A 23,465-nucleotide genomic window follows, 5' to 3' on the forward strand; every position below is an offset into this window, starting at 1 on the left:
GCGATAAAGCGTTGCTTTTGCTCACGGCCAAAGTGCTGCCGTTGCGAGCGTAGTGAAACAATGACTGGGCGAAGATCAGCGCCCGCCGGCCTCCAGCAAGCGCCGCGGCGCGGTCAGCTCCCAGCTTCGCGCGATCCGATCCTCGACCAGTACCCAGTCGACGTCGGTATCCAGCGTAATCGACACCTCTCCCGAAGCGTCGCGGACCCGCACCACCTCCGGCGTGGTGCCGGACACGGTCGCGAACGGCGTGCCCGCGACGTAGAACTCCGCACCGCCGTCGGTCGCGCGTTCCTCTGCCTCGGGCAGCAGCAGCGCGATGGCGCGGACCTGTTCCAACACGGTCATGAGCGAACGAACTCCTTCAGCACGGCCGGATACAGCCGATGTTCCTCGACCAGTACCCGCGCCGCCAGGCTCTCGGGCGTTTCGTCGGCATGGATCGGCACCTCGGCGCGGCCCAGCACGTCCCCGCCGTCCAGCTCCTCGGTCACGACATGGACCGAGCAGCCGCCCGCCGCGTCGCCCGCGGCGATCGCGCGCGCATGCGTGTCGAGCCCCTTGTACTTCGGCAGCAACGACGGGTGAATATTGATGATCCGCCCGCGCCAGCGCGCGACGAACGCGTCGGACAGCAGCCGCATATAGCCGGCCAGTGCGATCCACTCCGCGCCGGCATGGCGAAGCGCGGTGTCGAGCGCTTCCTCGTACGCGGCCTTGCCGATCCCCTTCGGAGACAGCGCGAAGGTGTCGAGCCCCTGCTCACGCGCCCAGGCCAGCCCGGCCGCGTCCGGCCGATCGGAGGCGACCAGCACGATGCGATACGCGTCGCCCTGTTCGCCGGCCAGCGCCTGCATGTTCGATCCGCGGCCCGAGATCAGCACCGCGACCCTGGCGGGAGTGGCGCTCATTGGTGGTGCGTCGCCGTCCAGTCGGCGCGCGCGCTCCACGTCTCGGTGCTACCCGTCACGGTGCAGCCGCGCGAACCGGCCTCGATCCGCCCGATTGTATGGACCGTCTCGCCCGCGGCGCGCAGTGCCGCGGCCACGTCGTCGGCCTGATCGGCGGCGACGACCACCGCCATGCCGATCCCGCAGTTGAAGGTGCGCGCCATTTCTTCGGGTTCGATCGCACCCTGCGCCTGCAGGAACGCCATCAGCCGCGGCTGCTCCCAGGCATCGGCATCGACCTGAGCATGCGCGTCGCGCGGCAGCACGCGCGGGATGTTCTCGAGCAACCCGCCGCCGGTGATATGCGCCAGCCCCTTGATCTTGTGGGCGCGCAGCAGCGGCAACAGGCTGGCGACATAGATGCGCGTCGGCGCCATCAGAATGTCGATCAGCAACCGGTCCGAATCGAACAGGGCGGGGCGGTCGAGCTTCCACCCCTTGTCCGCGGCCAGCCGCCGGACGAGCGAAAAGCCGTTCGAATGCACGCCCGACGAAGCGAGGCCGAGGATCACGTCACCCGCGCCGATCGCCGCGCCGGTCAGCACGTCGCCACGCTCGACCGCGCCGACGCAGAAGCCGGCGAGGTCGTAATCGCCCGCGGCATACATCCCCGGCATCTCGGCGGTTTCGCCACCGATCAACGCGCACCCGGCGATCCGGCACCCTTCCGCGATCGAGGCGACGACGCTCTCCGCAACCGCGTTGTCCAACTGCCCGGTCGCGTAATAATCGAGGAAGAACAACGGCTCCGCACCCTGCACGACCAGATCGTTGGCGCACATCGCGACCAGATCGATCCCGACGCCGGCGTGGCGGTCGAATTCGATCGCCAGCTTCAGCTTTGTGCCCACGCCGTCGTTGGCCGCCACCAGCAGCGGATCGGTGAAACCGGCCGCCTTCAGATCGAAGAAGCCGCCGAACCCGCCGAGGTCGGCGTCGGCGCCCGGGCGGCGGGTGGCGCGGGCCAGCGGCGCGATCGCGCGAACCAGCGCGTTGCCGGCCGCGATCGACACGCCGGCGCTCTCGTAAGTGTAGGCTTCGTTGCTCATGTCCGCCGACTAGCCACATCGCGCTTGGATTTCCACGTCTGCTTCGCCAAAAGACGTCCCGATGCGTCATCGCCTTCCGATCGCCCTTGTCTTGACCGCGCTTGCCGCCGCACTTGGCGCAGGCGGCGTGCTGGCGCAGATCGAGGGCGGCGATCGCGGCGTCGCGGCGGTCGACAGTTCGAACGACTTCGAAGTGGCGGGCGTCCGCGTCGACGTATCCGGCCCGAACGCCGATGCCGCGCGGCTGGCAGGCTGGCGCGAGGCGCAGCGCAAGGCGTATACTTTGCTGTCGCAGCGCATGGGCGCAGGGGCGGGGACGCTGCCCGACGGAACGCTCGATTCGATCGTGTCGAGCATCGTCGTCGAGAACGAACAGATCGGCCCGAACCGCTATGTCGCGCGGCTGGGCGTGTTGTTCGATCGCGCGCGCACCGCCGGGCTGCTCGGCGTTTCCGCGGCGGTATCGCGATCGTCGCCGTTCGTGGTCGTGCCAGTGCAATGGTCGACCGGCGTCGGCACCGTCTTCGAACAGCGCACGCTCTGGCAGGAGGCGTGGGCGCGCTTCCGCACCGGCAGCAGCGCCATCGACTATGTGCGCCCGACCGGCACCGGCCCCGATTCGCTGTTGCTGAACGTCGGCCAGACGCAGCGGCCCGATCGCGGCTGGTGGCGTGCGTTGATCGATCAATATGGCGCCAGCGACGTGCTGATGCCGACGGTCCAATTGTACCGGCAATGGCCCGGCGGCCCGGTGATCGGGGTGTTCGAGGCCCGTTACGGCCCCGATCACCGGATCTTGCAGCGTTTCTCGCTCCGCGTCGGCACCAGTGCCGGCATTCCTGCGCTGCTGGACGAGGGGGTAAAGCGGCTCGACGGCGTCTACCAGCGCGCGCTTCGCGAAGGGTATCTGGGTCTCGATCCGGGGCTCAACCCGATCATGCCGGTGGTCGAGAAGCCGGTCGAGGAAGCATCCGACCTTATTACCGACGATCCGGCGCTGGCCCCGACGACCCTGGCCCTGACGATTCAATATGATACGCCGGATGCCGGTGCCGTGAACATGGCAGAAACGGCGGTGCGCGGTGTGCCCGGCGTTGCAAACGCCGCGACGACCAGCCTCGCGCTCGGCGGTGTTTCGTCGATGAACGTCAGCTATGCCGGCGCGCCCGAGGCGCTGCGCGCCGCGCTGGAGGCGCGAGGCTGGCAAGTCATCGGCAACGGGACCACCTTGCGCATCCGCCGCGCCGCGCCGACGCCGAGCGCCAGTCCACGCACGGGGACGGCGACATGAACCAGATCGCACTGCCGCTGGGTTGGCCGGCGGAGGAGCAGGGCGAGTTTCTGGTGGTCGAATCGAACGCGCGCGCGGTGCGGATGCTCGAACATTGGGCGACATGGCCGGTGCGCACCGCGGTGCTCGCCGGGCCGCCGAAGTCGGGCCGATCGCTGCTGGGACGGATTTTCGCCGCGCGGTCAGGTGGATCGGTGATCGACGATGCGCAGACGGTGGCGGAAGAGGAGCTGTTCCACGCCTGGAACCGCGCTCAGGAGGAGCGGCGACCGCTGCTGCTGATCGCCGCTGCGCTGCCCTCGCACTGGCCGGTCGCGCTGCCCGATCTGCGCTCGCGGCTCGCCGCCAGCCCCGCCGCCGCGATCGGCACGCCGGAGGATACGTTGATCGCGGCGCTGTTCGAGCGCGGCTTCGCGCGGCGCCATCTGGATGCGCGCCCCGATCTGATCACCTGGTTGACCGCGCGGACCGAGCGTAGTCACACCGCCGTCATCGACACGATCGATAGGCTGGATCGTGCCGCGCTGGCAGGGCGCCGCCGTCTGACGATCCCGTTGGCACGCGAAACCCTGGATCTGGACAAGTCGGCAAGGAACCGGAGCGACTGCCCATCATGACACGGCCCGTGAGTATCGCGCGTAAGGACGCCGAAGCGGCGCTTCACCTGGACGATCCATTCGTCGAGCGGGACGGCGACCGCTATTTCAATCGCGAGCAATCGTGGCTCGCCTTCAATCGCCGCGTGCTAGAGGAGGCGTGCAATCCTGCGCATCCGCTGCTCGAACGGCTCCGCTTTCTGGCGATTTCCGGCGGCAATCTCGACGAGTTCTTCATGGTCCGCGTCGCCGGGCTGAAAGGGCAGCAGCTTCAAGACGTCGAGGCACGTTCGGCGGATGGCCTGACGCCCGGTCAGCAATTGGCGGCGATCGTCGAGCAGGCCGATGCCCTGATGGCGAGCCAGCAGGCAGTATGGCGCGACATCCGGCGGGAGATGGATGCGGCGGGCATCACCGTGCTGGGCAGCCGGTCGCTCGACGGGCTGGATGCCGAGCAGCGTGCGTGGCTCGACACCTATTTTCAGGAGCAATTGTTCCCAGTCATCACCCCGCAGGCGCTCGACCCCGCGCACCCGTTCCCGTTCATGCCCAACAAGGGGATGGCGGTGATGTTCGATCTGGTGCGGCGATCGGATTCGGAGCCGATCCGCGAACTGGTGATGCTGCCCGCCGCCATGCCGCGGTTCGTGCGGTTGCCGGGCAATGAGCGTGCTTCGTACGTTGCGGTAGAATCGATCCTCAAGCGCTTCTCTCCATTGCTTTTTCCCGGCTACGACGTGCTGGGCGCGGCGGAGTTTCGCGTCCTGCGCGACAGCGATATCGAGATCGAGGAAGAGGCGGAGGACCTAGTCCGCTACTTTGCCAACGCCATCAAACGTCGGCGGCGCGGGCGGGTGATCCGGCTGGAGCTTGAAACCGGAATGCCCGACGGGCTGGCGCAGGTGTTGCGCGAGGAACTGGGCGGCAGCGACACGATCGTGACCGAGACGGGGACGTTCCTGGGCATCGGGGACCTGTCGCTGCTGGCCGACGAGGATCGCCCGGACCTGAAGTTCGTGCCGTTCACGCCGCGTTTTCCCGAGCGAATTCGTGAGTTTGGCGGCGATTGCTTCGCGGCGATCCGAAGCAAGGACATCGTCGTCCACCACCCGTACGAGACGTTCGACGTGGTGCTGGCCTTTCTCAAGCAAGCGGCGAACGATCCCGACGTGGTCGCGATCAAGCAGACGTTGTATCGCGCCGGCAAGCAATCGGCGGTGATCAGCGCGTTGATTGCCGCGGCGGAGGCGGGCAAATCGGTGACCGCGGTCGTCGAGTTGAAGGCGCGGTTCGACGAGGAGCAGAACCTGCAATGGGCCAGCGCGCTGGAGCGGGCCGGGGTGCAGGTCGTCTATGGCTTCATCGACTGGAAGACCCATGCCAAGGTGGCGATGGTCGTGCGGCGCGAGAACGGCAAGTTCCGCACCTACTGCCATTTCGGGACCGGCAATTACCATCCGATCACTGCCAAGATTTATACCGATCTCAGCTTCTTCACCGCCGATCCTCGCATCGGGCGCGATGCGGCGCGGATGTTCAATTACATCACCGGCTATGTCGAGCCGGCGGACATGGAGCTGGTGGTGCTCAGCCCGCGCTCGTTGCGCGAGCGGCTGCTGACGCGAATCGACGCCGAGATCGCGCATGTTCGCGCCGGGCGTGCGGGATCGATCTGGGCCAAGATGAATTCGCTGGTCGATCCGATCATCATCGAGAAGCTCTACGAGGCGAGCTGCGCCGGGGTGGAGATCGACCTGATCGTGCGCGGCATCTGCTGCCTGAGGCCGAAGGTGCCGGGCATGTCGGAGAACATCCGCGTCAAATCGGTGGTGGGGCGCTTCCTCGAACACAGCCGGATCGCCGCGTTCGGCAACGGCGCGCCGCTGCCCAACGACGGCGCGGTGGTCTACATTTCCTCGGCCGACTGGATGCCGCGCAACTTCGATCGTCGCGTCGAATATCTGCTCCCGCTCGAAAACGAGACGGTGCACGATCAGGTGCTGGATCAGGTGATGGTCGCCAATCTGATCGACAATGAGCAAAGCTGGGAGCTGGAGGCCGATGGCAGCTACGTCCGCGATACGCCGGGTGAGAAGCCGTTCAATCTGCACCGCTATTTCATGGTCAATCCGTCATTGTCGGGACGCGGCGCCGCGCTCGACGGGGACGAGGTCCCGGTGCTGTCGCTGAGGCGGAAGCGATGAGGTGGCCGAAGCGCGAGGTGCTCGCGCCGCATGCCGTTCCTGCCGAGGAACCCCGCACCGCGATCATCGACATCGGCTCCAATTCGATCCGGCTGGTCGTCTATCAGGGCCCGCCGCGGCTTCCGGCGATCCTGTTCAACGAAAAAGTTCTGGCGGGGCTGGGACGTAGCCTCGCCGAGAGCGGATCGATCGACGAACAGGCGATGGGGCTGGCGCAGACGGCGCTGCGGCGCTTCGCCGCGCTGGCGCGTGAGATGGACGTCGCGGTGCTGCGCACCGTCGCGACCGCCGCGGTGCGCGATGCGAGCAACGGTGCCGACCTGATCGCGGTGGCCGAGGCGGCGGGGCTGGAGGTCGAGATCCTGCCCGGCGAAAAGGAAGCCGAGGCAGCCGGTTACGGGGTGCTCTCCGGCATTCCCGATGCCGATGGGATCGTCGGTGATCTAGGCGGCGGCAGTCTCGAGCTGGTGCGCGTGCGGCACGGAAAGCTGCTGGGGCGCGCGTCCTTCCCGCTGGGGGTGCTTCGGATCGCGGCATTGCGCGAGCAGGGGCGGCTCGACCTCCAGGTGCGCGCGTTTCTGGAGGAGAGCGACTGGCTGGGGGCGGGGAAGGGCTTGCCCTTCTACCTCGTTGGCGGATCGTGGCGCGCGCTGGCGCGGCTCGACATGGAAGCGACCCGCTATCCGCTGCCGGTGATCCACCAATATGCAATGTCGGGTGAGACGGTGACGCGCCTGCGCCGCACGCTGGCCCATGTCGGCAAGGCGCGGCTGAAGGACGTGCCCGGATTATCCTCGGGGCGTATCCCGACCCTGTCGGACGCTGCCGCGCTGCTGGCGGCGATGCTGAAGCATCTGCGCAGCAGCGGCACGATCGTTTCCGCTTACGGGCTGCGCGAGGGCCTGCTCTACGAGCGCTTGTCGCCGTCGGAGCGCGCGGCCGATCCATTGATCGTCGCGGCGCGTGACGAGGGCCGGCGCAGCGGGCGGTTTCCCGAACATGGCGACTTGCTCGATCGCTGGATCGCGCCGTTGTTCGCCGACGATCCCGCCGAAGACGCGCGGCTGCGGATTGCGGCCTGCCACCTTGCCGATGTGGGATGGCGCGCCAACCCGGACTTTCGTGCCGAACGCGGCGTGGAGATCGCGCTGCACGGCAATTGGGTAGCGATCGACGCACGCGGCCGCGCAATGGTGGCGCAGGCGTTGTGGACCGCGCTGGGCGGCGCGACCAACAGCCCCGAACCGCTCGCCGCGCTCGCGGGCGAGACCGGGCTGCGGCGCGCGGTGCAATGGGGATTGGCGATCCGGCTGGGCCAGCGGCTGAGCGGCGGGCTCGCCGCGCCGCTGACGCGGGCGGCGGTCAGCGCCGCGGGTGGGGTCCTGCGGCTCGAACCGGGCGATCCGGCGCTGTATGGCGAGACGGTTCAGAAGCGGCACCGGGCACTGGCGATGATGATGGGGATGCAGGCCGAGCTGGCGTAAGGCCTGTGCGGTGGCGCCGACGTCGAAAAGCGAGGTGTTAGAAAAAGGATAGATTCATGCGGAGGCGCAGAGGGCGCGGAGGCGCACCGCAGGGGGCATCGGCACTCTGTCACTAAGATCGTGCGAGGGGAGCGCCCAATCCGGCAAGCACATCATCTCTGCGTCCTCCGCGCCTTCGCGTGAAAATCCCTTTCGTTTTAGCCTCGCCATAAGGCTGAAAGCCGGCCGCCCTTTGGGTCGGTCTGAAATTACCGCCGCGACCCAGCGCGGCCCGTGTCATCAGCCCGCCTCGTCGGGGCGTCCGCTCGCTTCGCGCCTAACGCTCTAGATTCGCGGCGAACATGACCGATCGCTCATGTTTCGGACAGGCAATCGCGAAGGCGTGCCGGGCAGAAGCGCGATATGAGCGATCAGCCCTTCTCCGAACGCTTCGGTCGTGTCGACGTCGAGCGTGAACGGTCGCAATCGGCGCTCGACGAACGGGTATGTCGGCTGATCTGCCCGATGGCGGCGGCGATGGTCGGGGTCTGCCTGACCGGGATCGGGCTGCTGCATGTCGGCATCGCCTCCGGCCGGCGGGGGAGCTTCGCGGACGATCTGCTCGCGATCGACGCGCTGATCTTCCTGATCGCAATGCTGGCGTCCTATCTCGCGGTGCGCACTCCGACAGCGCGACGGAGCGCCTGGTTGCACCGGCTGGAACAGGTGGCCGATGCAACCTTCATCATCGCCATGCTACTGCTCACCGCGGCCTGTTTCGTGATCACTTATGCCGTGAGTGCCTGACCATGCCGACGAACCGACGCAACTGGCTGGCAATCGTGGCGGGCGCCGCCACCGGCGCGGCGCTGCTGGTGACGGGGTTCGTCGGCTATCTCGGCTATTTCGGCGGACCGATCCTTCGCGACGCGCCGGCCACCGCGCCGGTGGCGATGCGCGGTACGCGGGTATTGTTCCTGTCGGGCGACATGGGGATCAACGCCGGCATGGGCCCGCGGCTGATCGCGGCGCTGAACCGGGATGGGCTACCCGTTTTGGCGTTCAACTCGCTGACCGCATTCGGCACGCGGCGGCCGCCCGACGAGGCGGCGGCGATCGTCGCGGCGGCGGTCGCGCGTGCGGAGCGGATGCCGGGAACGTCGCGCGTCGTGCTGGTGGGACAGTCGTTCGGCGCCGACATGCTGCAATTCGCCGGCGCACGCCTGCCGCAAAACCTGCGGCCGCAGGTCCGGCAGGTCATCCTGCTGGTGCCGGGTAACACGTTGCTGTTCAAGGCAAGTCCCGGCGGCGTGCTGGACGGGCGGCCCGACGCGCCGGCCGGTCCCAGCGCGCAGCGGCTCGACTGGACGCCGGTCACCTGCATCCAGGGCGCGGGGGAAGCGGCCAGCCTGTGCCCGTTGCTGCACAACCCCAACGTGCGGCGGGTGGCGCTGCCCGGCGGACATTTCCTGAACTATGACGTGCCGCTGATCGCGCGGACGCTGCGCGAGGCGATCGTAAACGGTCGCTGAGCCGTCATCTTCATTACGGATAATTCAGCCGTCGTCGACGTGCCGGCAATCCACCTCGGCTTAGGGTCGGCGGATCACAGGGGATCAGATATGTTCGCTTCTCGCTTCGCCGCGGCCGCCGCCGCCTTGACGATGGCCGTGGCCATCCCCGCCGCGGCGAAACCGCAGGCGCCCACGCCGGGCGCGACGATCTACGGCACGTGGATGAACCCCTATAAGAGCGTCGCGGTGCGCACCGGCCCGTGCGGCGAGCGGCTGTGCGGCTGGATCGTATGGGCGAACCAGGAGGCGCAGAACGACGCGCGCGACGGCGGCACGCCGAAACTGATCGGCACCGCGCTGCTGGAGAATTATCGCGCCGAAAAGCCGGGGAGCTGGTCGGGCACGGTGTTCGTGCCCGACATGAACCGTCGCTTCTATTCGATCATCCAGCAGGTCGGGCCGGACGAGATGAAGGTGAAGGGCTGCATCCTCGGGGGCCTGCTGTGCAAGTCGCAGCTCTGGCACCGGATCGCGGACGTTCCCCATGCTTGAGATGAAGGGGTGGATGGCGCGGCATCGGACCGCGCTGTCGCTCGTCATGGTACTGGTGTTGATCGGGCTCGGCTTTGCCGCGATGCAGCAGTTGACGCGTGAACTGCACTTCTCGCACGTCCGTACCGCGCTGCATGCCTTGTCGGCGTGGCAGATCGCGGCATCGTTGCTCTTCACCACGCTCAGCTATCTGACGCTGACCGGCTACGATGTGCTGGCGTTGCGGATCATCGGGCGGCCGCTGCCGTGGCGCGTGGCGGCGCTGGGGTCGTTCACCAGCTATACGCTCAGCCACAATCTGGGGCTTTCCCTGCTCACCGGCGGGTCGGCGCGTTACCGGATCTATACCGCCGCCGGGCTCGACGGGCCCGACGTGGCGCGCGTGATCGGGATCGCCAGCGCGACCTTCTGGAGCGGCGTCGTCACGGTCGCGTCGGTGGCGTTGCTCGCGCGGAGCGGGCCGATCGAACTGGCGGGTTTCACGATCCCCGCCGCTGTGTCGCACGGGATTGCGGCGACGGTGCTGGTGCTGATCGCCGCGGTCGTCATGCTGTGCGGCAATGCGCGCGGCCCGTTGCGGCTGTGGCGGATGAGCGTGCCGCTGCCGAGTTTCGGGCAGGCGCTGGCGCAGATCGGGCTGGCGGTGCTCGACACCAGCACCGCGGCGGCGGCGCTTTTCGTGCTGGTGCAGGGTGCCGATCCGTCGCTGCTGCCCGCGTTCATCCTCGCTTATGCGTTGGGGATCGTTGCGGCGGTGCTGGCGCACGTCCCCGGCGGGATCGGCGTGTTCGAGGCGGTGGTGCTGGCGGTGCTCCCGGGGGATCGCTCGGTCGCGTTCGCGGCGCTGATCGCCTATCGCGCGATCTATTATCTCTTGCCGCTCGCCGTGGCGGTCGCGATCCTGGCGTGGCGCGAGGGGCTGCGGCGGCGGCACCTGCTCGACCATCCGTTCTCCTCGCGGTTGCTGCGTGACGGGCGGGCGGTGGCCAACGGGATCGCGCCGCTCGCGCTGACCGCGGCGACCTTCATGGGCGGGGCGATGCTGCTGCTGTCCGGGTCGCTGCCGTCGCTCCACGCACGGATGGGCGCGCTGGCGTCCATCGTCCCGCTGCCGTTCATCGAGGCGAGCCATATTGCGGCCAGCCTCGTCGGCACCGGGCTGCTGCTGCTCGCGCCCGGACTCTATAGGCGGCTGGATGGCGCATTCGTCGCGACGCGCGCGCTGTTGCTGGCGGGCGCGGCCTTTTCGCTGGCGAAGGGGATCGATTACGAGGAGGCGATCGCCTGCCTGACGCTGGCGGCGATGCTGCAATGGACGCGCGGGGCCTTTTATCGCCGCACCGCGCTGACGCAGATCCGCTGGTCGGCGGGCTGGCTGTCGGCGGTGCTGGTGGTGCTGGCGGCGGCGGTGTGGATCGGTCTGTTCGCCTATCGCCGCGTGCCCTACGACGACGACCTGTGGTGGCATTTCGCGCTCAAGGGCGACGCACCCCGCTTCCTGCGCGGCACGCTGGCGGCGACGGTGGCGCTGCTGGTCGCGCTGGTCTGGCGGTGGATGTCCCCGCCGCAGGCACCCGAGCCGCGTGCCTTCGCGCCGGAAGCGCTCACCCGCGTGATCGCGCGCGCCGATCGTACCGACGCGATGCTGGCGATGATCGACGACAAGCGGCTGCTGTTCTCCGAATCCGGGGGGGCGATGCTGATGTATCAGGTGCGCGGCGCGAGCTGGATCGTAATGGGGGACCCGGTCGGCGCGCGCGACGACTGGCCAGAATTGCTGTGGCGGATTCGCGACAAGGCCGATCAGGCGCAGGGCCGGCTGATGCTGTATCAGGTGACCGGGCCGGTGCTGGAGCTGGCGATCGGCATGGGGCTGCACGTTATCAAATATGGCGAGGAAGCGATCATCGACCTGCCCGAGTTCACGCTCGATACGCCGCGGCTGCGCTCGGTGCGCAAGGCGGAGCGCGCGGCGGCGCGGCGTGGGCTGACGTTTCGGATCGTGCCCGCGGCGGCGGTGCCGGTGGTGCTGGACGAGCTGGAGGCGATCTCCACGGAATGGATGGCCAGCAAGGGGCATGCCGAGAAGAGCTTCAGCCTCGGCCATTTCAGCCGCGATTATCTGCAGCGCTTCGACGTCGCGCTGGTGATGGAGGGTGACCGGATCGCCGCTTTCGCCAATCTGTGGCTGACCGAGAACCATGCCGAGGCGTCGGTCGATCTGATGCGGCATCGCGACGATGCGCCGCACGGCACGATGGACTTCCTGTTCGTCAACATCCTGCAATGGGCCAAGGATCGCGGCTATCAGCGCTTCTCGTTGGGGATCGCGCCGTTATCGGGGATTTCGGGCCGGCGGCTGGCGCCGGCCTGGGCGCGCGCGGCATCTTTGGTGTTTCACCATGGCGAGCGCTTCTACGGCTTTCGCGGCCTGCGCAGCTATAAGGAAAAATTCGCGCCGCGCTGGGAGCCGCGCTACATCGCGGGGCCGAAGGGAATCGCGATGATCCGCACGCTTCGTGACCTGTCGCGACTGATCGGACACGCGCCCGCCGGGTCGTAAGCGACCCCGGCGAGCGCGGGTCGGACAGGTCAGCCCTTCGGCGCGGTCAGATGCGCGCTGAGGAACTTGTTCATTTCGAACATGCTGGCCGACTTCTTGCCGAAGATCTTCTCCAGCTTGTCGTCGGCATTGATCTGGCGACGGTCCTTGGCGTCCTGCAGATCGTGCTTCTTGATGTATTCCCACACCTTGCTGACGACTTCGCTGCGCGGCAGGTCGTTCTTGCCGACGATCTCGGCCAGATCGGCCGACGGGGTGACGGGAGCGGTGATGCCGCCGCGTGCGCCGCCCGCGGGCTTGCCGGTCGCCTTGACCTTCTTTTCCGCAGCCTTGGTCTCGTCCTTGCCGCGCTTCTCCGCAGACTTTGCCATGCTAAGCTCCCTTCCTGAACTGCTCTTGGATGGCGCAACACCCGGGTGCGGCGCAAGTTCATCCTGGTGGCGCCTTATCAGTGGTTTTGCCCCCGTGCACAAGGAAACACGCGACGGAAGGTCGCAAGGGCGGCTCAAGCGGGCGCGAGGTCGGCCCAGATCGGCAAATGATCGGAGGCGACGCGTGCGGCGGCGGATTGGTGAACCCCGCAGCGGACGATGCGCAGCCCGGGCGACACCATGATCCGGTCGAGCCGTGCGATCGGGCGTCGCGCATGAAAGCTGGGCCCCGTGTCGGCGAAGCGGAACGCGGCGCCGAAGTCGCGCAGACAGCCCGACGCGCGGGTCCATTCGTTCAGATCGCCCATCATCACCGTCGGCATCGTCTGCGCGCTGGCGCCGACATGCGCGAGGATCGCCGCGGCCTGCCGCCGCCGCCACAGCCCCGACAGATCGAGGTGCATCCCGATGATCCGCACGGTCGTGCCGCCAATCGCGACCTCCGCCAGCACCGCGCCGCGCGGCTCGAGCGCGGGCAGGCGGAGTTGCTCGCAGTCGAGGATGCGCGCCGCCTTGCGCACCAGAATGGCGTTGCCGTGCCAGCCCATGCTGGTGGCGCGCATGCCGAGCCCGACCGGCTGCCAGTCGCTATGCTCCTCGAGCAGATGCGGGGTGAGCACCGCCGCACGCTGTCCGAAGCGCCGATCCGCCTCCTGAAGCGCGACGATGTCGGCATCGACCTCGCGCAGCACCTGCAGGACGCGCTCCGGGCTGCGGCGGCGATCGGTGCCGATCGCCTTACGGATATTATAGCTGGCGACTTTGAGGATCATTGCCCCGGCGCAACGAGCGAGCGGCGTGCGGGTTGCAGCATTCGGGGAGTGCCACGATAGCGGTGGACCTGGATCGTCGAATGCCGCAGATGCTTCGCGCAAGTTTTGCGCACTATGCGAATCAAGGCGGCGGCCGGGCGAGATGCCCGCTAACTACAGGGAAACATGATGCTGGGAGCGACGGTGCGCGCATGGTGGGTGGCGATCGTGAACGCCGTCGCCTCGAATCTGCCGGATGATCCTTTCAGCTCCCGACTTCGGGCCTACCTTTACCGTTTGATTTCGATGCACTCGGGAACGGCACCGACGATCAAGGGCGGCTGCCGCGTCAACGGCTATCGCTTGCGGATCGGCAACCGCGTTTTCATCAACCGCAGCTGCTATTTCGACCTGAGCGCACCGGTCGTGCTGGGCGACAACGTGGTCGTCGGGCATCACACGCTGTTCGTCACCGCCGACCATGAAGTCGGCACCGCACAACGCCGCGCCGGCGCGGTCAAGGCGGCGCCTATCGTGGTCGAGGAGGGCGCGTGGATCGGCTGTCAGTGCGTGATCATGCCCGGCGTCACGATCGGCCACGGCAGCGTGGTGGCCGCCGGCGCGCTGGTGCGCGAGAACGTGCCGCCCAACGTCATGGTGGCGGGCGTGCCGGCAAGGGTGAAGAACACGGCGCTGGATGCCGGCGTGTCGGCAGAAGGACGGGCCGCGGAATAACGGTGGTGCCGGGTGTCGGACTCGAACCGACGACCTACCGCTTACAAGGCGGTTGCTCTACCAGCTGAGCTAAACCGGCCCGCCGTTACGCGGCCCTCCATGCGTCAGGTGACGCCGAAGGTCCAGCCCTCCGTCGCGGCGACCGCGTCCGTCATCGCGGCGGGGTGCCACAGGCCGGCGTCGCCGACGACGTGGCGCAGCCAGGCGGCGGTCATCAGCGCGTCGGTCGCGTGATCGGTGTACGTGGCGAGCGGCGCATGCGGGCCGCTGCCGAGGGCGGCAAGCGCAGTATCGAGCGCGGCGGCGTCGCGAAGCTTGCTGAGGCCGCGACGCAGTCCGGTCGCATGCGCGGCGATGGCGGTGTAGATTTCGACGACCAACGCGCCCTGATCGGGGATCGGGTCGAACGGCCACACCGCGATCCGTCCTTCCAGATGGTGCAGCAGGCGCATGCCGGCGAAGCTCGCCTTGGCCACCTGTGCCGCGCCGATCGCATCGTAGACGGTGGAGGGCTTGGTGGTGCCGTCGCCGCGCTGCTCGCAGACGCGCCAGTGGAGGAAGTCGCGCTTCGTGCCGTCGGCGGCGCCGAGATAGAAGTGTCGGCCACGCCGCGCCTCCAGAAACGCGGCGGCGCCGAGGTCGGGGTCGGCAGCGTGCGCATCGACATAGGCCCATAAGGCCCGCGCATCGGGGGTTTCGGTTTCGCCGGGCAGATGCGCGCCGCGGGCGACGAACGGCGCGGAGAAGCTGAAATCGAATCCAATTAGCAGCGGCTCCTCGCGCCGCTCCAGCAGCCAGTCGAGCACGGCGGTGCGCGACCACGCGCTTGCCCCGCCCGGCGGAGCGATCAGCACGGGCGCATCGCTGCCAACGGCACACAGGGCGACCGCGATCCCCTTGTGACGACTGCCCTTCGCGCCGGACCAGTCGATCGCGGCAAAGTGCGTGAACCGGTCAGGGGCGGGGGCCAAACGCCGCCTGCGCTTTGCGTGTCGCCCGATCCCACCAGGCGCGGGCGATCACCGCACGGATGCGCTCGGGATCGTGGCTCCCATAGCGAACCAGCAACCCCGGCCAGTTCGCATAATGCGGCGTCTGCCAGAAGGTGTCGGGATCGCTCTCCATCAACACCGTCTTTTCGTCGTGCGTCGCGGCGACGTGGAAGCTGCCGGCTTCGTGGCCGGTCGAACAGATCAATTTGCCGCGCACCTTCATCGCCGGCTGTCCCCACGACGTCGATGGCTCGACGCCGGGCAGGGTCACGGCGAACGCCGCGACATCGTCCCAGTCGCGGAACGTCACGGCGCGGCGATCACATCGGCGGCGAAGCGCGCGACGTCGAAGCGCGCACTGCCGGGGTCCTCGCCACGCCGCACGATGACCAGGCGGTGCGAGGGGACGACCATGACGTACTGGCCGCGATTGCCTTGCGCGGAGTAGCTGCCGGCGGGCAGCCCCTGTGCCGGGCCGAACAGCCAGATCGAGGCGCCATAACCCTCGCTGCGGTCGGGCTGCGGCCCCCGGGGCGTCGTCATGTAGCGTATCCAGCCGGCGGGGAGCAGGCGTCTGCCCTGCCACACGCCGTCCTGTAACCAGAACTGGCCGAGCCGGGCGAGATCGCGCGCGGTGGTCCACATGTCGCTGGAGGCGATGTAATTGTCCTGCCAGTCGCTCTGCGCGACGGTGTGGCGCATCCCCAGCGCGGTGAACAGCCGTTGCGGCAGCGCGCGATAGCGCGCGTCGCCCAACGATGCGCGCAGCGATCGCGCGGCCAGCATGATGTCGTTGTTGGCGTAGCGGAAGCGTTCGCCGGGCCGCGAGGACAACGGCCAGCCGATCGCCTGTTCGCCGACGGTCGTCCCGCCAAAATAGATCGCATCCGTGCGGTTGCCGGCGGTATCGCTATGCAGCCCGGACGACATCCGCAGCAAATGATCGAGCGTGATCCGGGCGCGCGGATCGACGCCATAGCCGCTTTGCCATTCGCGGATGTTTGCGGGTCGGCGCGGGTCGATGCCGCTCATGCCGACGAGCGTGCCGGTGATGCTCTTGGCGACCGACCAGGTGCGGTTGGCGACGAACGGGCCGAAGCCGTCGCGATAGCGCTCCGCCACGACCCGGCCATCGCGGAGCACGACGACCCCAAGCGTGTCGGTGCCATGACCGTAGGTGCCGGCGAAGGCGTGTTCGACGACCCGCTCCAGTGCCGCGGAAGGGCGCGGCGCGATGCCGGCGTCGCCCATTGGCCACGCGCGCGGGTCAGGCCCGGCGGGCGGGAGCGGGGCGGTGCGCGCGGCGGGAAGCGCGGCTGCACCGATCGGGGCGAGCGTGCAGCCGCGGCCTGCCTGCCAGCTGGCGTAGCGCGGCGGCAGCGCGCGATCGAATGTCACCGCGACGATGCCCCGTCGCCGATCGACCCGCGCGTTGAGCGTGGGCACGATCTCGTCATATTCGGGATAGATGCCCTTCAACTCGACCGCCTCGATCTGCCGCTCGCTGCGCCCGGCGTTGAAGATTCCGCCGCACAGGAACGCCGCCTTGTAACCGGCGGCGACCGCGCGGACCCAATTGGCGCGGTCGTCGGCGCGCACCGATTGCGGCGATTGCGCAAGCGACGGGGCGGACAGGAGAATCAGGGCGGGAAGCAGAAGGACGCGACGCATGCCGACGTTCATCCCACTCCGGCCGCCGCGCGGCAATGCGCGAGTGGTGCCGGCGTCGCCCCGGCGCTGCGGCCGGGGCGACGCGCCGATCATTGCGCCGGGGTGGCGACGCGGCCGGTACGCTCCAGCTTGCCCCAGCCGACCACCATCCCGCGGACCGCCGAGGAGATCGCGCGGATCACGACGCCATACATGATCTGGCGATAGACCAGCCGCTGCGCGATCAGCAGGAACGCGGGATAGCGCTCCTTCCGGCCATCCAGGCGGTAGGCGATCCAGCCGCACAGCACCTCGACGGTGGTGAAGACTAGCCAGTAAAGCCCCATCTTGCTGATATCGCCGCTGGTCTGCGCCCAGCCGTGCTGATGGACGCGCAGCGCGGTGCCGACGATCGACAGGACCAGCGTCAGGTCGATCAACGGGGAGATCGCGGCGAACAGGATCTGGAACAGCCACGCCTGCGGCAGTCCGACCAGCGCCAGCCCCGACGGCTTGCGCCGGCGCAGGATCGAGCGATGCTTCCACAAGCATTGCAGCGTGCCGAACGCCCAGCGATAGCGCTGCTTGGCGAGTGCGCGGAACGTCTCGGGTGCCTCGGTCCACGCCACCGCGCGCGGATCGTAGGTGACGCGCCACCCGGCGCGCTGGATCGCGATCGTCAGATCCTGATCCTCGGCCAGCGTATCCTCCGGGTAACCGCCGACCGCGTCGAGCGCGGCACGCCGCCATGCCCCGACTGCACCGGGGACCACCGTCATCGCATCGAACCCAGCGAGCGCGCGGCGCTCGAGATTCTGGGCGGTGATATATTCGATCGCCTGCCAGCGGGTGACGAGGTTCACGCGGTTGCCGACGCGCGCGTCGCCTGCCACCGCGCCGATCCGCGGATCGGCGAACCAGCGGACGAGGCGCGTGATCGTCTCCGCCTCGAACTGCGTATCGGCGTCGAGCGCGATCACCACTTCGCCGCTCGCCTGGAGCAGCGCGCGGTTGAGCGCCGCCGCCTTGCCGCCGTTCTGGAGCGTCAGCAACGTCACGCGCGGATCGTCGGCGAAGGCGTCGCGGACCGCGGCGCTGGTGCCGTCCTTCGACCCGTCGTCGGCGACGATCACCTGCAGGTCGGGATAGTCGCTGGACAGCACGCGCGCGACCGAACTGGCGATCACCCGCTCCTCGTTATAGGCCGGGATGATGACCGAGACGGTCGGGTGATAGACCGGCGGGTCGGCGCGACGGCGCCGGCTCTGCACCCAGGCAAGCACGGCCATCAGGACCGCGCGTGCCATGCCGAGCCCGATCGCCAGATAGGACAGCCAGCCGATCGCCGCGACGATCGCTGCCAGCACCACGAACATCGCGACGTCGGTCCGCACCGCCAGCAGATCGCGCCCGACCACCTTCGGCATCGCCTGCGCCTGATTGAGCCCGGCAAGCTGCGAGACGGTGACGAAGCGATAGCCTTCGCCCTTCAGCGTGGCGATGATGCGGGGCAGGGCGGCGACCGTCTCGGATCGGTCGCCACCGCCGTCATGCAGCAGGACGATGTTGCCCGAGTTGGTGGGGGTGGCGTTGTGAACCTGATCGAGCACCTGCTCGACAACCGCGTCGGTGCCAGGGCGCGCCCAGTCATCGGGATCGACGTGCAGCCCGGTGACCGTATAGCCCAGGTTCTGCGCGATCAGCGCCGGCCCCAGTTCGTCGGTCGTCGTCGGTTCTGCGTCGCCGAAATAGGGCGCGCGGAACAGCGTCATCCGCCGCCCGGTGTACGCCTCGACCAGCCGCTGGGTCGTGTTGATCTCCAGCCGCGCCTGCCGGTCCGAAACCGCGGCGAGGTTGGGATGGCTATAGGTGTGATTGCCGATCTCGCCACCGTCGGCGATGATGCGATTGAGCAGGCCGGGTTCCTCCAGCGCGTTCTGCCCGATGACGAAGAAGGTGCCGGGAATGCCGGCCTGTTCCAGCTCCTTCAGGATGCGCGGAGTCCAGGTCGGGTCGGGTCCGTCGTCGAAGGTCAGCGCGAGCAGCTTGGGGTTCTGCGCGCCGGTCCGCCGGACGACGAACGGCGTCGGCAATGCCGCGTAATGCTCGTCGGTGATGATGCCGTTGCGGGCATGCGTCACCTGCCGCACGCCGGGGGTCGGCGTGGCGGTGATGCGCAGGATCTCGCCGCTGCCCTCGACATCGGCGTTGAGCAGCGCGCGCGGCGCCGACAGGTCGGGGGTGCCGCCGGTGCGCCAGGCGGTCAGGTCGGCCCAGAAGCCGGGGTCCTCGCTGCCCAGCCGCCACAGCGCGACGTCGTCGATGCCCAGATGCTTCAGCGCGACCAGCTCGTTCCAGCTCGTGGCGGCATCGAGCATCCAGATCGTGTGGCGCTGCCCGTCCTCGTCATAGGCGAAGCCGGCGTTGCCAGAGGTGCGGTCGAAGGTGATCGGCGCCTGGCTGTCGTGCGCGGCCAGCCACGAATCCTCGATCGACAGTGCGTCGGTGTCGTCGCCGTGCCAGTCGTAGCCGTAGCTGCCGAGCGCGACGACCAGCTTGTCGCGGCCGACGGTGCGGATCGCCTGTGCGACCTGATCGACGAACCACGACTGGCCGGCGATCGGGCCGGGGGTGCCGCCCTCCCAATGCTGGTCATAGGCCATGAAGATCAGCCGGTCCGACACGCGCGCCAGCGCGGCGAGCGGCCATGCATCGTCCTCGGCCGGCACCGTGACCGCCAATTGCGCGCCTTTCGGCATCGCGGCGCGCACCGCCCGCAAAAATCGCTGGTAATCTCCCATCGATTGCGCCGGCAAGGTCTCGAAATCCATGACCAGACCCGCACGATGCGTCACCGTGACGTAACGGCCCAGCTTGCGTGCGAAGTCGGCCGAGGCGCGCGGATCGCGGAGCAACGCGGCGGCGCCGGGGCCGTCCCAATCGCTGTCGCCGAAATTCTGCACCATCGGCAAAACCTTGGGTGCATGCTTCATCGCGGCGATCATGCGATCGAACGCCGGATCGGGCTCAAGCTCCACCTTATGCGACGACCCGAACACGCTGATCGTGGCCGGCACCACCCAATCCAGACTAGCACTATGCCGCCGCAACGACGCGATACTCGCGTCATCGCCGGGGACGTAAAAACCGATAGATAGCGGCGAATGCGGATCGGCGGCGGCGGGGCGGTGCGGGAGCCAGCCGGCAATGCCGCGACCCAGCGACTTCTCGATCCGCAGCGCGGCAGCGCGCGGTTGCGGTAGCGGAAGCGCCAGATCGCGGCCGCGCGGTACGCGGATCAGGGTAAGTGCGAAAATCGCGGAGCTGATCACGATCACCACCAGCAACGCCGCCAGCACACGCTTCGACATGCGGCTGCGACGCCCGGTGGGATCGAAGAAGATGGGTTGTGCCATGGCTCAGCGACCTACCCGGCTCGCCGCGACGACGGTCATCACGATCACGAATCAACTCCCGACGGGCAGGACGCCCGAACATCGCGGCTATAGGCGCCGATCGATGGAGATAGCGTGATGACGAGATTACGTTTCGGTCATCCGGGATCATGACCGATCGGTCATAAATGGCTCATCTTGCGTCGAGTAGCAGCGAGTTAGGGAATGAACTCGGAGGTTCATGCCATGTCGACCATGCCGCCACGGCCACAGCAGGCGCACGACGCTTTCCCGATCGGAGCCGACCCCGCCGTGCGCGCGATCGGGTTGCTCGCGCTGGTCGTGATTCTGGCGGCGCTGATCGGCGGGCTGGCGTGGTCGCGCACGCTGGGCGTGGCGCGCGGCAATGCGCGCGGCAGCGAGCGGATCGGCGCGACGCTCGCGCCACTGAGCGGGCAGGCGGTGGTGGTCGACAGCATACGCGCCAGCGGTGCCGCGCGGCGCGGCGGCTTGCTGGTGGGCGATGTGATCGAGGCCGTCGACGGCCGGCCGATTTCCAGTGTCGAGGCAGCGGATCACGCTTTCCTCGCCCGCACCCTCGACATTCGTGTCCGCCGCGGCAAGAGAGAGCTCGACGTGCATCTGGATGCAGGCGGGGGAGACGGGCGTGGCCAACAAGGTCCTGTTGATCGAGGATGACGATGCCACTGCCGATTTCGTTGCGCGTGGACTGACCGAGGAAGGCTTCGTCGTCGATCGCGCCGCCAATGGACGCGACGGCTTGTTCCACGCCACCGACGGGAGCTACGATTGCATCGTGCTCGACCGGATGTTGCCCGGGATCGATGGCATGGGTGTGCTCGGCGCGGTGCGCGCTGCCGGGATCGAGACGCCTGTGATCGTGCTGTCGGCGCTGGGCGCGGCGGACGATCGCATTCACGGTTTGACCAACGGCGCCGACGATTACCTGACCAAGCCGTTCGCGTTCGTGGAGTTGCTGGCGCGGATTCGCCTGCTGATCCGGCGCGGCGGTGCGGCCAAGGCGGTGGAGACGGTGCTGCGCTGTGGCGATCTCGAGATGGACCTGCTGGCGCGGCGCACGAAGCGCGCCGGCAAGCCGATCGACCTTCAACCGCGCGAGTTCCGGCTGCTCGAATTCATGCTGCGCCACGTCGATCAGGTCGTAACGCGCACGATGTTGCTGGAAGGCGTGTGGGATTACCATTTCGACCCTGGCACCAACGTGATCGACGTCCACCTCAGCCGCTTGCGCAAGAAGGTGGATGAGGGGTTCGACCGCCCGTTGCTGCATACCGTCCGCGGGGCGGGGTATCGTCTCGGGCTCGATCCCTAGGTGTTGCGCTCCGCCACCTTCCGGTTCGCGGCGCTGGTCTTCCTGTTGCAGCTCGTCAGCGCGGCCGCGCTGATCGTGACGATCGGCACCGCGGTGCGGCGACAGCTGCGGACCGATGCGCAGCGGACCGTCGCGGTGCTGCGCGACGATTTGCGCGCGAGCTATGCGGCGGGCGGCGCGGCCGGGGTGCGGCGTGAGGTGACGCTGCGCACGCGCGGGCTGGTGACGCCGGGTACCGTGCTACTGCTGATCGGCCGCGACGGCACCTGGCTGGGCGGCAATCTCGACGCCTGGCCACCCAGCGTGGTGCGCGACGGCCATGCCACCGAGGTGACCCTGTACCGCACCGGGCTCAACACCGCCGAGCCGATGCATGTCGAGGCGGTGCGGTTGCCGGGGGGCGAGCGGCTGCTGGTTGGGACGATCGTCGCCGGCGAGGCGCGCGCGATGCGGATGCTGGAGCAGGTGAGTGGCGTTGCATTGCCGCTGGCGCTGATCTTCGCGGCGCTGGCGGCGTGGATCGCGGCGCGGACGATCGTCGCGCGCCTGGAGGAACCGTTGGCGGCGCTGAATGCGGTGGCTGCGGGTGACCTGGCCGCGCGGGTGCCGGCGGACGGATCGCGCGACGCGCTGGCGACGTTGGGCGTGGCGATCAACGGAGCGCTGGAGCGTGTCGAGACGCTGATGGGTGAGCTACGCATGGCCACCGACGGGCTCGCGCACGATCTGAAATCGCCGCTGACGCGGATGCGGGTGGTGCTGGAGCGGGCGGCGGCGCAGGTACGCGAGCCGGCGGCGGTCGAGTCGCTGGATCGCGCGCTGGCGGAGGGCGACCGCCTGTTCGCGCTGGTGCAGACCGCGCTCAGCATCACCCGTGCCGAGGCCGGAATCGGTCGCGAGCATTTCGTCACGATCGATCTTGCCGCCGAATTGGCGGGGCTCGCGGAGATGTATGCGCCGCTCGCGGAGGATCAGGGACGAACGCTGTCAGTGGAAAGCGCTGGATCGTGCGTCGCGCCGGTGCACCGCGAATTGTTGGCGCAGGCGCTCGGGAACATCATCGACAACTCGCTGAAATATGGGGCCGGTCCGATCACGCTCACATTGTGCGACGGGGCGCGCGAGACGGGGCGCGAGGCCGGTGCGCAGGTCGAAATGGCGGTCGCCGACCGCGGGCGGGGCATTCCGTTGGCGCGGCACGAGGATGCGCTACGCCGCTTCGGTCGTCTCGACGATGCGCGACAGGGAGGTGGGGCAGGGTTAGGCCTGTCGTTGGCGGCGGCGGTCGCCCGGCTTCACGGTGGCGCGTTGACGCTCGGCGATGCCGCGCCGGGATTGCGGGTGGCGATCACGCTGCCGCGCGAGTGAGGGAGCGGGCGGGCGATGGCCGCATTCTCGTGACGACGATCACGGGAGAGCGGTCATGCCAGCCAAGTCCGCCGCGCAACAAAGGGCGGCCGGGGCTGCCCTCGGCGCCAAGCGCGGTGAGCAACCCACGTCGAAACTAAAGGGTACGTCGCGCGATACAAAACGGTCGATGACCGAAGTGCAGCTCGAGGAACTGGCCGCCACGCCACGCAAGGGAAAGCCCGAGCATAAAAGCGGCGCTTGAGGCGCCTACAAAGCTCCACACGCGGCCTCGTTCCACTTTTTCGCAAAAAAACTGCAAAAGGGGCTTTACGCGTCCAATCGCCTCCCCTAGATGGGTGTCACCGCAGCGGCGGACTGGTTCTTCCGGTTCTGGATCGCGGTGGTGATCGCAAGAAAAGGCGCTGGCCTCAACTACCGAAAGGTAGGGATGAGGGTGGCGCCGGTTTTTGCCGCTCTTTGACATTGTAGGTAAGATGAAGGGACATGTGGGCGGCGGCTCTGCGGGTCTTGTGCATTCAAGGTGCACGGGGTTCGTCAGAAGCTAAGTCGTTTCATGTGTCTTTTTTACGTTTTCCATACGTGAAATTGTGCAGGAACGGCTCC

The 23,465-nt window shown here is 68.2% G+C and carries 22 protein-coding genes and 1 tRNA gene; 13 read left to right on the forward strand and 10 right to left on the reverse strand.

Annotated features, from left to right (window positions below; genetic code table 11):
• Positions 1 to 75 precede the first annotated feature (75 nt).
• The 3 genes from SPHPH_RS0105025 to purM are packed head-to-tail and all read right to left on the reverse strand — an operon-like array spanning position 76 to position 1,999.
• Positions 76 to 348 carry a hypothetical protein gene (locus SPHPH_RS0105025; protein ID WP_028965710.1) on the reverse strand — a complete coding sequence of 91 codons (273 nt, stop codon included), beginning with the start codon at positions 346 to 348 and terminating at the stop codon, positions 76 to 78.
• Positions 345 to 911, reverse strand: a complete 567-nt coding sequence (purN, locus tag SPHPH_RS0105030; RefSeq protein ID WP_028965711.1) for a phosphoribosylglycinamide formyltransferase — start codon at positions 909 to 911, stop codon at positions 345 to 347. The genes SPHPH_RS0105025 and purN overlap by 4 nt, the downstream gene beginning before the upstream one ends.
• Positions 908 to 1,999, reverse strand: coding sequence for a phosphoribosylformylglycinamidine cyclo-ligase (purM, locus tag SPHPH_RS0105035; RefSeq protein WP_028965712.1), 1,092 nt, complete (start codon positions 1,997 to 1,999; stop codon positions 908 to 910). Before purM ends, purN begins: the two co-directional genes overlap by 4 nt.
• Positions 2,000 to 2,060: 61 nt before the next feature.
• On the opposite strand from purM, the gene SPHPH_RS0105040 reads away from it, so the two are divergent.
• From SPHPH_RS0105040 to mprF, 8 genes are all read left to right on the forward strand, one after another.
• Positions 2,061 to 3,290 carry a hypothetical protein gene (locus SPHPH_RS0105040; protein ID WP_037488119.1) on the forward strand — a complete coding sequence of 410 codons (1,230 nt, stop codon included), beginning with the start codon at positions 2,061 to 2,063 and terminating at the stop codon, positions 3,288 to 3,290.
• A complete protein-coding gene (locus tag SPHPH_RS0105045) occupies positions 3,287 to 3,907 on the forward strand; it encodes an HdaA/DnaA family protein (protein ID WP_028965714.1) in 621 nt (206 codons plus the stop codon). The genes SPHPH_RS0105040 and SPHPH_RS0105045 overlap by 4 nt, the downstream gene beginning before the upstream one ends.
• On the forward strand, positions 3,904 to 6,090 hold the full coding sequence (locus tag SPHPH_RS0105050; protein WP_028965715.1) for an RNA degradosome polyphosphate kinase: 2,187 nt from the start codon (positions 3,904 to 3,906) through the stop codon (positions 6,088 to 6,090). Before SPHPH_RS0105045 ends, SPHPH_RS0105050 begins: the two co-directional genes overlap by 4 nt.
• A complete protein-coding gene (locus SPHPH_RS0105055; protein ID WP_051272841.1) occupies positions 6,087 to 7,574 on the forward strand; it encodes a Ppx/GppA family phosphatase in 1,488 nt (495 codons plus the stop codon). The genes SPHPH_RS0105050 and SPHPH_RS0105055 overlap by 4 nt, the downstream gene beginning before the upstream one ends.
• 402 nt (positions 7,575 to 7,976) lie before the next feature.
• Positions 7,977 to 8,360 (forward strand): hypothetical protein, encoded by a 384-nt coding sequence (locus SPHPH_RS18955; RefSeq protein ID WP_051272842.1) that lies wholly within the window; start codon positions 7,977 to 7,979, stop codon positions 8,358 to 8,360.
• Positions 8,361 to 8,362: 2 nt separating this feature from the next.
• Complete coding sequence (locus SPHPH_RS0105065) at positions 8,363 to 9,085, forward strand: AcvB/VirJ family lysyl-phosphatidylglycerol hydrolase (RefSeq protein WP_037488121.1); 723 nt, start codon at positions 8,363 to 8,365, stop codon at positions 9,083 to 9,085.
• 90 nt (positions 9,086 to 9,175) lie between these two features.
• Positions 9,176 to 9,619: a DUF2147 domain-containing protein gene (locus SPHPH_RS0105070; RefSeq protein ID WP_028965718.1), complete on the forward strand. Its 444-nt coding sequence runs from the start codon at positions 9,176 to 9,178 to the stop codon at positions 9,617 to 9,619.
• A gap of 13 nt (positions 9,620 to 9,632) precedes the next feature.
• A complete protein-coding gene (mprF, locus tag SPHPH_RS0105075) occupies positions 9,633 to 12,182 on the forward strand; it encodes a bifunctional lysylphosphatidylglycerol flippase/synthetase MprF (protein ID WP_238302904.1) in 2,550 nt (849 codons plus the stop codon).
• A gap of 29 nt (positions 12,183 to 12,211) precedes the next feature.
• Here mprF and SPHPH_RS0105080 read toward each other — a convergent pair whose 3' ends face one another.
• Positions 12,212 to 12,553, reverse strand: a complete 342-nt coding sequence (locus SPHPH_RS0105080; RefSeq protein WP_028965720.1) for an SWIB/MDM2 domain-containing protein — start codon at positions 12,551 to 12,553, stop codon at positions 12,212 to 12,214.
• 134 nt (positions 12,554 to 12,687) lie between these two features.
• Positions 12,688 to 13,386 (reverse strand): endonuclease/exonuclease/phosphatase family protein, encoded by a 699-nt coding sequence (locus SPHPH_RS0105085; RefSeq protein WP_028965721.1) that lies wholly within the window; start codon positions 13,384 to 13,386, stop codon positions 12,688 to 12,690.
• Positions 13,387 to 13,554: 168 nt separating this feature from the next.
• Between SPHPH_RS0105085 and SPHPH_RS18960 the strand changes: the two genes are divergently transcribed.
• On the forward strand, positions 13,555 to 14,100 hold the full coding sequence (locus tag SPHPH_RS18960; protein ID WP_162143916.1) for an acyltransferase: 546 nt from the start codon (positions 13,555 to 13,557) through the stop codon (positions 14,098 to 14,100).
• A gap of 3 nt (positions 14,101 to 14,103) precedes the next feature.
• Here the strand turns inward: SPHPH_RS18960 and SPHPH_RS0105095 are convergent.
• The 5 genes from SPHPH_RS0105095 to SPHPH_RS0105115 all read right to left on the reverse strand — a co-directional run bounded on the left by SPHPH_RS0105095 (position 14,104) and on the right by SPHPH_RS0105115 (position 20,158).
• Positions 14,104 to 14,179 (reverse strand) — tRNA-Thr (locus SPHPH_RS0105095).
• A gap of 25 nt (positions 14,180 to 14,204) precedes the next feature.
• On the reverse strand, positions 14,205 to 15,071 hold the full coding sequence (locus tag SPHPH_RS0105100) for a hypothetical protein (protein WP_028965722.1): 867 nt from the start codon (positions 15,069 to 15,071) through the stop codon (positions 14,205 to 14,207).
• Positions 15,055 to 15,402, reverse strand: coding sequence for an MmcQ/YjbR family DNA-binding protein (locus SPHPH_RS0105105; RefSeq protein ID WP_028965723.1), 348 nt, complete (start codon positions 15,400 to 15,402; stop codon positions 15,055 to 15,057). The genes SPHPH_RS0105100 and SPHPH_RS0105105 overlap by 17 nt, the downstream gene beginning before the upstream one ends.
• Positions 15,399 to 16,763 carry a serine hydrolase domain-containing protein gene (locus SPHPH_RS0105110; protein ID WP_028965724.1) on the reverse strand — a complete coding sequence of 455 codons (1,365 nt, stop codon included), beginning with the start codon at positions 16,761 to 16,763 and terminating at the stop codon, positions 15,399 to 15,401. The genes SPHPH_RS0105105 and SPHPH_RS0105110 overlap by 4 nt, the downstream gene beginning before the upstream one ends.
• Positions 16,764 to 16,852: 89 nt before the next feature.
• Positions 16,853 to 20,158, reverse strand: a complete 3,306-nt coding sequence (locus SPHPH_RS0105115) for a trifunctional glycoside hydrolase family 18/polysaccharide deacetylase/glycosyltransferase family 2 protein (RefSeq protein ID WP_028965725.1) — start codon at positions 20,156 to 20,158, stop codon at positions 16,853 to 16,855.
• A gap of 225 nt (positions 20,159 to 20,383) precedes the next feature.
• Here SPHPH_RS0105115 and SPHPH_RS21040 point away from each other — a divergent pair, with 225 nt between their 5' ends.
• The 4 genes from SPHPH_RS21040 to SPHPH_RS20700 are packed head-to-tail and all read left to right on the forward strand — an operon-like array spanning position 20,384 to position 23,103.
• A complete protein-coding gene (locus SPHPH_RS21040) occupies positions 20,384 to 20,836 on the forward strand; it encodes a PDZ domain-containing protein (RefSeq protein WP_162143917.1) in 453 nt (150 codons plus the stop codon).
• Positions 20,805 to 21,491 (forward strand): winged helix-turn-helix domain-containing protein, encoded by a 687-nt coding sequence (locus SPHPH_RS0105130; RefSeq protein ID WP_028965727.1) that lies wholly within the window; start codon positions 20,805 to 20,807, stop codon positions 21,489 to 21,491. Before SPHPH_RS21040 ends, SPHPH_RS0105130 begins: the two co-directional genes overlap by 32 nt.
• Positions 21,492 to 22,859, forward strand: coding sequence for a sensor histidine kinase (locus SPHPH_RS0105135; RefSeq protein WP_028965728.1), 1,368 nt, complete (start codon positions 21,492 to 21,494; stop codon positions 22,857 to 22,859).
• A 55-nt stretch (positions 22,860 to 22,914) separates the two neighbouring features.
• Positions 22,915 to 23,103, forward strand: a complete 189-nt coding sequence (locus tag SPHPH_RS20700) for a DUF3008 family protein (protein ID WP_081668519.1) — start codon at positions 22,915 to 22,917, stop codon at positions 23,101 to 23,103.
• The last annotated feature ends 362 nt before the right edge of the window (positions 23,104 to 23,465 follow it).

Origin of the sequence: Sphingomonas phyllosphaerae FA2, assembly GCF_000427645.1 — a bacterium.
Lineage (GTDB): Bacteria > Pseudomonadota > Alphaproteobacteria > Sphingomonadales > Sphingomonadaceae > Sphingomonas > Sphingomonas phyllosphaerae.